We start from the raw sequence: 12,194 nt of genomic DNA, 5'->3' as shown, positions 1-12,194 counted from the left end.
TCATGAGAAACAAATTTGCCCTGATACTTGGGCTTGCCTTTATATTGTTGGGCTGTTCCAAAGAGATCTTTGAACAGCCGGTTAGGGAGACCAAATTTCCACAGACTTATAAATCGGACCACACACTTGGACTAAAGATCAACTCGATCATTCAAGAATATTCAAAGAAGGGCCTACCTGGGATATCGGTAGCCATTGCAGATGGAGAAGGTGTATGGGAAGGAGCAGCGGGTTATGCGCGTATCGAGGATAATCAATCCTTGACCAACGGGTTCGTGCATGCAGGTGGTAGTGTGACCAAAATTTATACCGCGACGGCGATAATGATGTTGCATGAGCAGCAAAAGCTACAACTTGACAGAAGTATTGATAATTATCTACCTCGGCATGTTGCTGGCAAAATAAAGGGTGCGGAAAATATTACCGTCCGGATGTTGCTCAGCCACAGATCAGGTATTCCCGACTATATAGCCGATGATAATTTCCGCTTGCATTGGTTCAATGATCTCTCTCAGCGATGGAATCTTGAAAAGATCCTGAAATTCGTCAATCGGAGGAATTACCTTCAGCCAGATGCCGCCTACCACTATTCAAATACGAACTATGTGCTACTGTCATTGATTATCGAATATATTGGCCAACGAGAGGAATGGAAATGGATGTCGGATAACATTTTTCGTCCATATGACTTGAAGTACACTTTTTATAGAAATGATAAGGATTTTCTCGATGGGTTTGCCATGCCTAACTTCTATATGGATCGTTTTGGAGATGGTCGCCTTCAGAACGTTTCTTTGCCGACAAAAGTTGAAATATATAGTGAATATGGTGATGGTGGGCTAGTCGCCACAAGTCTGGATTTTGTTAGTTTTATGCAGTCGCTCGCCAAACATAGGATCATCAGTCCGCAAAGTTTGGAACTGATGTCGACGCCGACTAAAGAATCAGAGTATGGTTTAGGGCTTGATCTGTTTACTTACGGTAAAAAGCTGCAGTTCGGCCATCAGGGTGCGGTGTTTGGAGGTAGTTCCTTATTACTATATTTCAAAGAGCAGGAGTTAGCCCTTTTTATTGCTGCCAACTGTGATGCAACGCTCGTCGGGGGAAAGACATTGCACTTGTACCACGAAATGAAAAACAGGATTTGTGAACTGGTTGCGGCTGCTGGGTGACGGACCATAGTTTGGTCTTTGTTATTTTTCTTTGATCTTTGTTCCTTGGTCTCAGCATTTATGTCGGCTTTGGTTATTTTACATCGGTATGCCAAAATCAGCCCTTGCAGTTTTGTTAAAAGCTTGGAGGAATACCATTCTGTTCCAATAGGAGTATTGAAGTTTAAATAGTTTAGTGTCGACGGCTCCGCTGTCGCCCCAAAGCCTCGCGTACTGCGTCCGCTCAGCTAGCTTTTCATAAATATCGAGTAAGTTGTTAAGCTTATAAAAATTTTAGCAATGGCTACTAGGTAGTTTATTGTTGTTGTGCCGCACTCATTTATATGCGCAGAAGACATTGAATTCTTAATTACATTCAAGTAACAAGTCCTAAATTATAGCGTCTTAAGGATATGATTAAAAAATTAACTTTAGCACTGCTGCTTTTATTATTTTCAAACTTAATGGCAGCCCAATCACCGAAACCGGAAGTAATGATGTTGGGGACTTTTCATTTTAACTTTCCTAACCTTGATGTAGTTCAAACTAGTAAAAGTGATCAGATCGATGTGCTCGATCCGAAGTATCAAAAAGAAATAGAAGAAATAGTAAATAAGATTTCTCAATTTAAACCCACTATTATAGTAATCGAGCGGCAACCTTCTAAACAAATCTTTACAGATTCAGTGTTTAATAGCTATTTGGAAGGTAAATACAAACTTAAAAGAACTGAAGAAGAACAAATTGGATTTCGTCTCGCAAAGCAGCTTGGCATAAAAAAACTTTATTGTGTTGATGAGTGGGGAGAGTTCACTGATAAGGTAAATAATATTGTCTACGAAAAAGATAGCGTTGAAACAAAAAAGTTTGAGAGATATTTCTTAAAGAATCCGGATTCATCCATAAAATACAGCCAACCTTCTATATTTAAAACAAAAGGAATATTGCCAGCGTTGCGACAAGAAAATGATGAAGATCATATAAAAAAAAGTTTAGGCAATTACCTAATAGGCTTGTTTAAATATGAATCCACGGAAAGAGATTTTGTAGGTGTTAATTTTGAAACAGGCAGGTGGTTTAATAGAAACTTAAAAATTTTTAGAAATATTCAGCGGATTAAAACTACACCTTCCGATAAGATTTTAGTAATTTTCGGAGCAGGTCACCTAAACATTTTAAATTACCTTTTTGATTGTTCTCCAGAATATAAACGGGTAAAAGCAAATGATTTTTTAAGATAGTTTAATTTAAACGTTTTCCATTTTAGGCGTTAGACCTTATCTAATGAAGATAATTGAATGAAATGCGTCCTATTTCGTTTGATCGCATATACAGGCATTTATTTTAAGATCGAAGCGACCGTTTTTAAAAATTATTTGTTTACCACTGTTGATTTCTGTCAATATCAGTTCAAACTCGCCAAAAATGATCTTGTTAGCATTGTCCAACTTTTTGACATCATAATGTTTAGTATATATAAAAGGTTAGATAAAAACTGCTGAAGGAATTTCTAGCAAATAAATATACTACTACATTTGCAGTAGTAATCGCTCGTAAAGCACTGAGATCTGAGCAGTTAATCTTTTCTAAGATAGTAATTAGATTTTACATGTACAAAATGAAAAAGTAATTATTCGCTTTTTAGATTAAAAATTGTTCACTACTAGTGATAAGGCCATTTCCTGCACGAGCAACTTTGTTTCGAGTTAATTTTTTAGTTATGACGAATCGAAACAAAGATCCAAACATCCAGGGGCGAAAGTACAATGGTAGCCCATACCTCAGGATGAGAAAAACAAAATCCTTTTCAAGAACATGGTTGAGGCAGCAGGTTAGAAGGGCGGTAATGCAGGCCGCTGCCGAGATCAACAAAAGTCGTATTGCTAGACCGTAAACATATCCATTCATTTTTCATTCACGATCGTTTTCGGCAAGGATCGGGAGCTTTGTTTGGTAGCCCGCTTGGTCTAGGCAAAGATGTATTTTTGCATGCGCAAAAAATCTTTGCCGTCCTTCAGGCCGGGGGCACCACTCGGAACTCGTGCTGCTGTAAGCGTCTAATCTAAGAGCTTATGTCAAGAAAGAAATTAGCAGCTACTGAAGAACTGCTTAGCCACAATATCATCATCAGGGTAACAGAGACCATGTTCAAAAAGTTGGAGCAGCTGAAGCGGAAAAGTTATAGCCCCTCGGTTGCCGAGGTCTGTAGAAAGATACTGGGGAAACAGCATATCAGACTATACCAACAGGATGTTTCGATGAACCCGGTGATGGAGGAACTGGCGGGTATACGAAGGGAACTGAAGGCGATAGGGGTAAATATTAACCAAGTGACCAGGAAGTTCAATGGGGCGAAGGAGGAGAACAAACGTAGCTATTATGCGCTGCAGACAGCGGAGATGTATCAGAAGATAGATGTAAAGGTGGACCGCTTACTTGCTGTAGTATCCAAACTGGCTGAAAAATGGTTGCAAGAATAACGGCATCCAAAAGTATGCGGGCCATACTTTATTACAATGAGAACAAACTAGATGAGGGAGAGGCCCGACTGATCTTGGCCAGTGGTTTTGCGGGAGATGCGGAGCAGCTGGATAGGCAACAGAAGCTGAACCGCTTTTCGCACCTGTTGAGGCTCAAACCGAACGTGAAGACCAACGCGGTACACATCACGCTGAATTTTCATTCCCAAGAAAAATTAGGTGATGATAAGCTGCAACAGATTGCAATGGAGTATATGGATAGGATAGGTTTTGGGGAACAGCCTTTTCTGGTCTATCGACATTCCGATGCTGCCCACACGCATATGCATATTGTGACCACCAATATTACGCCACAAGGCCAGCGTATCGACCTGCATAATATAGGTGCTGAAAAGTCCGAAGCAGCGAGAAAGGCAATCGAAAAGGAGTTTGAGCTGGTCAGGGCGGAAAGTAAGGAGGAACTCCTTGCTCCGAAGATCAAAAAGGCTGAATTCAAAAAGGTGAAGTACGGTCACTTGCCGACCAAAAGGGCGATCAGTAATGTGCTTACGGCGGTGAACCGGGACTATAAGTTTACTTCTTTGGCAGAGTATAATGCAGTGTTGGGATGCTTCAATGTTATAGCGATCAGGGGTGAGCCAGATAGTGCGATGTTCGAAAGGAAAGGATTGATGTATTCGGTGATTGGTGGAAAGGGGGAGCCGGTTGGAGTGCCGATCAAGGCCAGTGCTTTTTATATCAAGCCGACTTTACGAAATCTGGAGAAAAGGTTTGCGCAGCACAATGAAAAAAGGAAGGCCTACCGGCCAGACCTTAAAGAACGTATCGATAAGCTTTTTAAGTCCTATAGGTCGGTGACTAGGAAAAGGTTTGTGAAGGATGCTGAAAAGAAGGGCATAGCTGTAATATTCAGGCAGAATGAAAGTGGGCAGGTTTTCGGTGTGACCTATGTCGACCATCAACAGAAGTGCGTTTTCAATGGCTCTGATCTTGGAAAGGATTACAGTGCTAAGGCAATCATGGAAAGGTTAGCTAGTCAGACCAAGCCAGCGAGCCATTTACAGCCAATCCTACGTGCGGCTAAACGCATGGCTCCGATAGAGACTTCGTTTCCATCTCTTACTGCTGTTAGTCAGCCGAGCTTATTGGAAGATTTATTGGCTCCAACGCAACAAGATCCATCTGGCGGAATACCTAAACGCAGGAAAAAAAAGAAAAAACAACAACAAGTCTCTATTTAAGAAGGTCATGCAGACAGGAGAAGATACCCAGGGCCTACGGAAGATCATTGATCTGACCAGGCTCATCAGCATATTTATACTGGCCATCCATTTTTACGTGTGCTGCTATCGGGCATTTAAAGAATTGGGCTGGACGGCGGAAATTACGGACCGTTTGATCGCCAATATTGCCAAGCTTGGTCTATTCAATGGGCTGTTCGCTGCCAAGGCTGCGGCACTACTTTGTCTAGTGATCAGTTTGATGGGCGCACAGGGCAGAAAGGATGAAAAGGCAGATCGTAAAAGTATTTTGCTTGGGATCGTAGCAGGGCTAATCATCTACTGGCTGGCCATTCTTGCGCTCTACCTTAGGTTAGCGAACTTGCAGGTTGCTGGACTATATGTCGGGCTGACCATTGTTGGTTATCTGTTGATCCTGAATGGAGGGGTGAGGTTGACCCGGTTAATCAAGGGGAGTCTTAACGATGATATTTTTAATTCGGAGAATGAGACCTTTCCGCAAGAGGAACGGTTGTTGGAGAATGAGTTTAGTATCAATTTACCAGCGAAATACCATCTTAGAAAGGAGGAAAGGAATAGCTGGATCAATGTTATTAATCCCTTTCGTGGCCTGTTGGTGGCGGGGACCCCGGGGGCTGGTAAGTCCTATTTTGTGATCCGTCACATCATCGATCAGCATATCCGTAAGGGATTTACGATGTTCCTTTATGATTTCAAGTTTGATGACTTATCCAAGATTGCCTATAATAAGTTGCTGGCCTATAAGAACAATTATAAAATCTGTCCAAAGTTCTATGTGATTAATTTCGACGATCTGGACCGTACCCATCGTTGCAATCCCTTGGATCCTTTGAGTATGGGCGATCTAACCGATGCTACCGAGGCTAGTCGTACGATCATGATGGGACTGAATAGGGACTGGATCAAAAAGCAGGGGGATTTCTTTGTGGAAAGTCCGATCAATTTTTTAACGGCCATTATCTGGTACCTGCGTTGTTATAAAGATGGGAGGTATTGTACGTTGCCCCATGTGATCGAACTGATGCAGGTGGATTACGACCGGCTATTTACGGTGCTCAGCGAACAGCCGGAAATACAAGTGTTGATCAATCCCTTTATTTCAGCTTGGCAGAACAATGCCAGTGCACAGTTGGAAGGTCAGATTGCCAGTGTAAAGATCGGGTTGGCAAGGCTTTCCTCAGCTTCTTTATACTATGTGCTTTCTGGCAATGATTTTACCTTGGATGTGAACAATCCTGATGAACCTAAGATTATCTGTGTGGGTAATAATCCGCAAAAATTGCAGACCTATGGAGCAGTATTGTCACTTTATATTTCGCGTATGATCAAGTTGGTGAACAGAAAAGGACAACAGAAAAGTAGTTTGGTTTTCGATGAGTTCCCTACGATCTACTTCAATAACATGGATAGCCTGATTGCTACGGCTAGGAGTAACAGGGTGGCAACCACTTTGGCTGTGCAGGATTTCAGTCAGTTGAAGAAGGATTATGGCGCTGAGCAGGCCGAAGTAATTACGGGAATCGTTGGCAATGTAATCAGTGGGCAGGTAACTGGGGATACGGCAAAGAAACTGTCGGAAAGCTTTGGCAAGATCTCCCAACAAAAGGAGAGTAAAAATATCAGTAGTGCTGATATATCCATTTCCCGTTCGACACAGATGGACTATGCTGTTCCGGCAAGTAAGATAGCAGGGCTTTCCTCAGGGGAGTTTGTGGGCTTCGTGGCTGATAATCCAGAACAGAAGATTGCCTTAAAGATGTTTCATAGTGAGATCCAGAATGACCATACGGCGATCGCAAGGGAGGAGAAAGCATATGTGGATATTCCAGTGATCGCCAGGGTTTCGAAAGAGGAGATCACGGAAAACTATGAAAAGATCAAGCGGCAGGTGGCAAAGTTGGTCGATGTGGAGTTCAGAAGGATTTCGGCTAGAACTGCTACTGCGGCTGATGGGGCTGCTGGAAGTTTGCAGCAGTCGGAGGCGAAGACTATAAAGGTAAAGACGAATAAGGCAGTAAAGGCAAAAAAGAAAGGAAAAGATATTGGAGGACCACCTGTTTCCTATTAGTTGAGGCTTTTTTTTTGGTTGGTGGTTTTTTAACGGCTTGTAAATTAGTTCGAAAGTTCGGATAGCATATTGATTTGGAAATTTAGGGCTGTACTTTCTGGCAGATGTGGCCCCGCTTTACGCTATATCCGCTATTCCCGATGGTCATGGGCGGGATGTCGCTCCAGTCGGGTTTAGTTGGGGACGGCATTTATTTCAATCGCTTGTTCTGAATGGTGATCCGGTTACCAGATCCAAAAAATAGCTTGCAGGTTTGCTAGCATTATGCTACCTTAAACGATATCGTAAGGCCACATTTCGTGCAATCTCTTTCAGCAATCTAGGTTCATCGTTGATCGTTCGTTCCAAAATATCCCACTCTCCAGCGGTATTGCGTGAGATGGTCAGTTCCTCTCCTTCAAGTTCAATTTTAATAGCAGTTGTGTTGCTTTCAATATTTTTGGTCAGTATGGTATAGCTGTAATCCCGGCCATTGAAGGTGATTCGAAGTGGTAAACTCATTGGGACAAAGATAATGCTTGCAAAGGTTTTGCGGAAAAAAAGTTGCTCAGTTTGCCGTTCCAATGTTTTCAACAATTCAGTGCTGTCCTTTTTTTCATGGAGTTGGTTATCTTAGGTATATTGGATAATTTATATGTCTTTAAAATGGTAAAATAAATGATTTTAGCTTATGCCTGAAACACATGAATTTTTTGGTCTCTTGGACCGTCAGCATGATATTGAAACGTTGAGGGAGCTGATCAGGATCACCAATATCGGGGTGCAGGCGGTCACCGAAATGTATGACGACCATCGCCGTGATGCCAAGGTTCAGGAGCGATTGTTCCTGATGCAGGAAAATGTGGTCTACAGGATTTCCGCGGTTATGACTCGGTATGAGCTGTTAATCGATGGCATCAGATCAAGAGCAGTATTGGACTTGAAAGCTTTTCCGTTTTCTGGACCCTTCAAGATGCATCCAACAGTCTATAAATATAGTTGTGAGCTGAGTTCTATGGTGGATAACGTCTTTTTTCACCTCTGTTCAGCTTTTGATTACATGGGGCATTTTGTTTCCTATATTTTGACAGAGGGAAAGGAAAAGACAAAGGATTGGGATTCGATGGCCAATACGGCACGGGGGAAGTGGAAGGATAGCTTTCAGACAAGCCTAGTTGTACAGCAGATTGATGCCATGCTCCGTAAAAAACTGGAAGAGTACCGCTCCGAACTGATCCATCGGAGTAGGGACAGCCACATGGTAGGTACCTATAGGGAAGCTGGTACCGACTTGATGCAACTCAAATACACTGCCTCGCAGGTTACGATGAAGAAATTTAAGAAGCTATTGCCTGGATATGAAGATGTCGTGCCCGCTTATCGGGAAGAGGCAAAATATACATTGGATTTTTTATGTTCGATGGTTTTCCATCAGTCACTTCATCATATCAACGCAGTTTTTTTTGGTCTAAGGGCTGACCTTATCAACGATTCGACCTTCCGTGAAAATTTAGAGAATCCCAAAACGGACGGTCCACATAACTATAGTAGGGATAATAGGACGAATGCGATCTTCCCTAAATCTGAACACATATGGGCAGATTATCAGGGGCAGCACGATGCTTTTCTGGTGGAGCTGAACAAACGTTGGGAGAGGCCAAAGCCAGATATACCTGATTTTTGATCCTTTGCTGCATTAGCTGTCAAAACTATACCGGTACCAAACAGCAGTTCGAAGGTGTTTTTTTATTGATTTCCCACAAAAATAGCCAAAATAGCCCATATGGGTTCGCTTCGCCAAGGTAGTGCCAAAAAAAAGGGTATCCCTTCGGGAGCCTCCACATTTTTTGGCCTCCACCTTGCCCTTAATGGCCTATACCGGCTATAGGGCTCCATAATCAATTTTTATTCATTTAAAATCAAAGATCATGGAAGTATTAGACAGGGAACAATTGAGTATAGTGGCAGAGCTTACTTTGAGTTATCGTCCGAAGATCAGGCCTAGCCAAAGACCTACAGTACAGACTTCATCGGACGTTTACGATATTTTAGTTGGGTTTTGGAATATGGATCAGATAGAGCTACGTGAAACTTTTTGCGTGATGTTGCTGAATACAAAAAACAGGGTTTTGGGGATTGTGGAGCTTTCCAATGGTGGCTTTTCATCAACGGTGGCAGACATCAGGATGGTTTTCTCGGTAGCTTTGAAAGCTTGTGCAAGGTCTATCGTTGTCGCTCATAACCATCCCAGTGGCAACCTGAAACCGAGTAGTGCCGATATTGAGTTGACAAAAAAGCTGGTAGCGGCGGGCAAGATTTTGGAGCTACCGGTGCATGACCATCTCATCATTACCAGTGAAGGGTACCTTTCTTTGGCAGATGAAGGTTATATGAGGTCGTAATAAACCCGATTGATAGCACTAAAAACCTGAAAAGTTAGGGCGTTTAGAAAGTGCGTTGGAGCATCGAAAGATCAGTTTACCGTTTCAACTTGGATACCTTTTGCGTAACCATTTTTAAGATGGGGTATGTATGGATTTTGGTAACAATTGCCTATTAACTGAAATTTTTTTATAGCCATTCAGCTGAACCTACGCTCGGCCTTTGCTCAGGTTGGGTTTTCGGACGATAGACAATCGATTTTATTTTGGAAATTATAAACTAGTTCATAACTTCATTGAAAACAATTAATTACGCTCATGAAACTCCAGCTTATCCCAGTCAGTTCGCTGATCAAAGCAATATACTTATAGTCATTTTTTTAGTGGCCTACTGCCTCTGTTCTGTCACCCCATAATTGTTGACAGGTAATAGATGCATTTTAAATGGCATATTTTTGATTTTGATAAACTTATTAGTGTGAAATATGAAATTGCTCAAACTCTTACTTTTAACCATCATATTAGGTAGTCTATCGTCCTGTGAGAAAAGTGTAAAAACTGACCCGGATGCACTCCCTAACGAATCGCAGACTGGTGCCATTATGTTTGCATGTAGAATGAATGGAACTAAATGGGTACCGGCTAAAAAAATGGATATTGACGGTAGTTTTGATGGAGATGTAGTAAGGATTAAGGGCTCTGTATTTTTTTCAGAATTCTTTGAAGGCCTAGATATTGAAATCAAAAATCCGGGTACTAGAAAGACTTTTTCACTTGATGGTAGTGACGGTGAAGGTGTCGTATTCTTTACATCGAACAAAAAGTGCTTCAACGGAGCGACTGGTTATGGCGTGGGGCAGGCTCAATCTACAGGTGGCACGTTGGTTATCACCAAGCTGGATGCTGACAATAAAATCATTTCTGGAATCTTCTCATGCCAGATCCCAACTGATTTATGTGGTACATTAAAAATTACCGAAGGACGCTTTGATATAAGATATTATTAATGATCTAGAACTTCTCAATGAATTAATACGCTAACCTCTCCAGATTAATGCTCATGAAAAAAAAAATTTAGCCATCGCCCTGATAATTTTTGGGATGGGTACTGTATTCTCTCAAGATACGACAAGTTTTTATGGAAAATCACAGTAGGAATCGGAGGCAGGCACTGTTAGTCTTGGTGGGCAGTTTGGAACGAAATGGGTTGGCTACTATTACCGAAATCTACACTATGGGAACATCGGAGTTTCATGCCGCCATAGAGACGGTAAATACGGGATTTATTTGCGTAAGTTTTCCGACAACACTTATCTTTGCCCATGATAATGGAAAAAGAAACTGCCAGGAGAATAGCTAATTTAAATGCCGTAATCGAACCTCTAAGACAGGCACTGGTTCAACACCCTTTATATGAACGTATCGACTCGCTCGAAGCGTTGCAGAGGTTTACCCAACAGCATGTGTTCGCTGTCTGGGATTTTATGTCCCTGCTCAAGGCACTGCAACAGAAACTAACCTGTACCACCGTTCCGTGGCTGCCTGTGGGCAATTCGAATACACGGTACCTGATCAACGAAATTGTCACCGGAGAGGAAAGCGATGTGGACGAAGCGGGCAACCGTGCGAGCCACTTTGAGCTTTACCTGCGTGCCATGGAGCAGGCTGGTGCCGATATGCAGCCCATCGGATCGTTCATTTCCGCGCTACTTGCCGACGCACCAGTAGGTAGCGCTTTAGCCAATCCGCTTATACCCGAAGCGGCAGGCAATTTTGTCCGCCATACTTTTGAGGTGATCGCTCAGGGGAAGCCCCACGTAATCGCTGCGGTGTTCACCTTCGGGCGTGAAGACCTGATCCCATCGATTTTCATCGAGATGGTAAGGGAAATAGCGGCCAAATTCCCTGGAAAGGTAGATATCTTGAAATATTATCTGGAAAGGCATATCGAAGTTGACGGAGATCACCACTCGCACCTGGCCTACGGAATGACCGCTGAGCTGTGTGGAGATGATGAGCGGAAATGGAAGGAGGCGACAGATGCATCGTTCGCTGCCCTTAAGGCAAGACTCGCCCTTTGGAACGGTATCCTTCAGCAGCTGTAGCATTTGTAGAGGTCGTTTTACTTTGCTGCTTGTTTTCTGGAACGTCCTCAAAGATCTGGACTTGGGATCTGGTTGGGTATTCGGTTTTAGAGACTTTAGGGATCAATTGACTTGCTTTTAATTCATAAAATCTGTGATCTTTATATCGGTAGTGAGTTTGATCAGTCCCTGTAGGATAGACTATAGGCTGAAGGGCTCCCTTTTTGGTAAGATAGGGCTGGTGTGATGGGAAGAATGCTTTTGTTGGATATTGCTTGAACAAACTGTGCGGGTGGCTCTCGGATTTTCATGCCTTTTCGCTATTGTTCAGGGTGGAGCTGAAACCCATGTGGAGATGGAGGGTTTAGGGCAAACGGAAGCTGCTGGTGCACTGGGCCGCTGATCATTTAGCCTGCAAGTAATAGATAATCTTAGGGATAAACAAAAAAGGTAAAGAGAAAAGGGTGTTTAACGCATAATTTTTAAGTTTACTTCACAAGCCGGTGTAATCCGTCCTTTTAGAATATGGCAACGAGATCATCGGCCTGCAGATAGAATGATGATTTTTTTTTAAAAAATATTAGAAGAAAGCAAAAATAAGCAAAACGGTTAAGACCGTTCATATACAGTGGTTTATAAAACGTGAGGCAAAATTTGGAAGTAGGTGTCCGACAGGTTTTGGGCTTAAAATGACAAGGTTAGGTTACTAAATCGTTACGGAATACAACCGACCGAATGATAATATAACGACCTATATTTCAGACATTTGCACTACTTTTCATATTCCCT

General features: G+C 42.4%; 11 protein-coding genes. 10 read left to right on the top strand and 1 reads right to left on the bottom strand.

Annotated elements, in window-relative coordinates; all coding sequences use genetic code 11:
• Positions 1 to 2 precede the first annotated feature (2 nt).
• From AC23ME_RS18620 to mobC, 6 genes are all read left to right on the top strand, one after another.
• Entirely contained in the window at positions 3 to 1,172 is a 1,170-nt protein-coding gene (locus AC23ME_RS18620) for a serine hydrolase domain-containing protein (protein ID WP_487729252.1), read from the top strand.
• A 392-nt stretch (positions 1,173 to 1,564) separates the two neighbouring features.
• The gene (locus AC23ME_RS18615) at positions 1,565 to 2,392 is read left to right on the top strand and encodes a DUF5694 domain-containing protein (protein ID WP_487729251.1); all 828 of its coding nucleotides are present in this window, start codon (positions 1,565 to 1,567) and stop codon (positions 2,390 to 2,392) included.
• A 479-nt stretch (positions 2,393 to 2,871) separates the two neighbouring features.
• Positions 2,872 to 3,045, top strand: coding sequence for a hypothetical protein (locus tag AC23ME_RS18610; protein WP_487729250.1), 174 nt, complete (start codon positions 2,872 to 2,874; stop codon positions 3,043 to 3,045).
• Between the two features lie 178 nt (positions 3,046 to 3,223).
• Positions 3,224 to 3,631 carry a plasmid mobilization protein gene (locus AC23ME_RS18605; protein ID WP_487729249.1) on the top strand — a complete coding sequence of 136 codons (408 nt, stop codon included), beginning with the start codon at positions 3,224 to 3,226 and terminating at the stop codon, positions 3,629 to 3,631.
• Positions 3,616 to 4,872: a relaxase/mobilization nuclease domain-containing protein gene (locus AC23ME_RS18600; RefSeq protein ID WP_487729248.1), complete on the top strand. Its 1,257-nt coding sequence runs from the start codon at positions 3,616 to 3,618 to the stop codon at positions 4,870 to 4,872. Before AC23ME_RS18605 ends, AC23ME_RS18600 begins: the two co-directional genes overlap by 16 nt.
• A gap of 7 nt (positions 4,873 to 4,879) precedes the next feature.
• The gene (mobC, locus tag AC23ME_RS18595; protein ID WP_487729247.1) at positions 4,880 to 6,961 is read left to right on the top strand and encodes a conjugal transfer protein MobC; all 2,082 of its coding nucleotides are present in this window, start codon (positions 4,880 to 4,882) and stop codon (positions 6,959 to 6,961) included.
• A gap of 267 nt (positions 6,962 to 7,228) precedes the next feature.
• Here the strand turns inward: mobC and AC23ME_RS18590 are convergent, their stop codons facing one another.
• Positions 7,229 to 7,534: a hypothetical protein gene (locus tag AC23ME_RS18590; RefSeq protein WP_487729246.1), complete on the bottom strand. Its 306-nt coding sequence runs from the start codon at positions 7,532 to 7,534 to the stop codon at positions 7,229 to 7,231.
• A gap of 97 nt (positions 7,535 to 7,631) precedes the next feature.
• On the opposite strand from AC23ME_RS18590, the gene AC23ME_RS18585 reads away from it, so the two are divergent.
• The 4 genes from AC23ME_RS18585 (at position 7,632) to AC23ME_RS18570 (ending at position 11,426) form a co-directional block, all read left to right on the top strand.
• Complete coding sequence (locus tag AC23ME_RS18585; RefSeq protein ID WP_487729245.1) at positions 7,632 to 8,624, top strand: hypothetical protein; 993 nt, start codon at positions 7,632 to 7,634, stop codon at positions 8,622 to 8,624.
• A gap of 244 nt (positions 8,625 to 8,868) precedes the next feature.
• Positions 8,869 to 9,342, top strand: a complete 474-nt coding sequence (locus AC23ME_RS18580; protein ID WP_487729244.1) for a JAB domain-containing protein — start codon at positions 8,869 to 8,871, stop codon at positions 9,340 to 9,342.
• A 464-nt stretch (positions 9,343 to 9,806) separates the two neighbouring features.
• The gene (locus AC23ME_RS18575) at positions 9,807 to 10,328 is read left to right on the top strand and encodes a Riean_0653 family protein (protein ID WP_487729243.1); all 522 of its coding nucleotides are present in this window, start codon (positions 9,807 to 9,809) and stop codon (positions 10,326 to 10,328) included.
• 321 nt (positions 10,329 to 10,649) lie between these two features.
• Positions 10,650 to 11,426, top strand: a complete 777-nt coding sequence (locus AC23ME_RS18570; RefSeq protein ID WP_487729242.1) for a DUF3050 domain-containing protein — start codon at positions 10,650 to 10,652, stop codon at positions 11,424 to 11,426.
• The last annotated feature ends 768 nt before the right edge of the window (positions 11,427 to 12,194 follow it).

Source organism: Pedobacter sp. T50_32 (genome assembly GCF_057652195.1).
Note: the sequence above shows the minus strand (reverse complement) of the source record. Positions and strands in the feature narration are given on the sequence as shown.

Coding starts and splice junctions, on each gene's coding strand:
- AC23ME_RS18620 (WP_487729252.1), top strand. CDS start 3: ATGAGAAACAAATTTGCCCTGATACTTGGGCTTGCCTTTATATTGTTG.
- AC23ME_RS18615 (WP_487729251.1), top strand. CDS start 1,565: ATGATTAAAAAATTAACTTTAGCACTGCTGCTTTTATTATTTTCAAAC.
- AC23ME_RS18610 (WP_487729250.1), top strand. CDS start 2,872: ATGACGAATCGAAACAAAGATCCAAACATCCAGGGGCGAAAGTACAAT.
- AC23ME_RS18605 (WP_487729249.1), top strand. CDS start 3,224: ATGTCAAGAAAGAAATTAGCAGCTACTGAAGAACTGCTTAGCCACAAT.
- AC23ME_RS18600 (WP_487729248.1), top strand. CDS start 3,616: ATGGTTGCAAGAATAACGGCATCCAAAAGTATGCGGGCCATACTTTAT.
- mobC (WP_487729247.1), top strand. CDS start 4,880: ATGCAGACAGGAGAAGATACCCAGGGCCTACGGAAGATCATTGATCTG.
- AC23ME_RS18585 (WP_487729245.1), top strand. CDS start 7,632: ATGCCTGAAACACATGAATTTTTTGGTCTCTTGGACCGTCAGCATGAT.
- AC23ME_RS18580 (WP_487729244.1), top strand. CDS start 8,869: ATGGAAGTATTAGACAGGGAACAATTGAGTATAGTGGCAGAGCTTACT.
- AC23ME_RS18575 (WP_487729243.1), top strand. CDS start 9,807: ATGAAATTGCTCAAACTCTTACTTTTAACCATCATATTAGGTAGTCTA.
- AC23ME_RS18570 (WP_487729242.1), top strand. CDS start 10,650: ATGGAAAAAGAAACTGCCAGGAGAATAGCTAATTTAAATGCCGTAATC.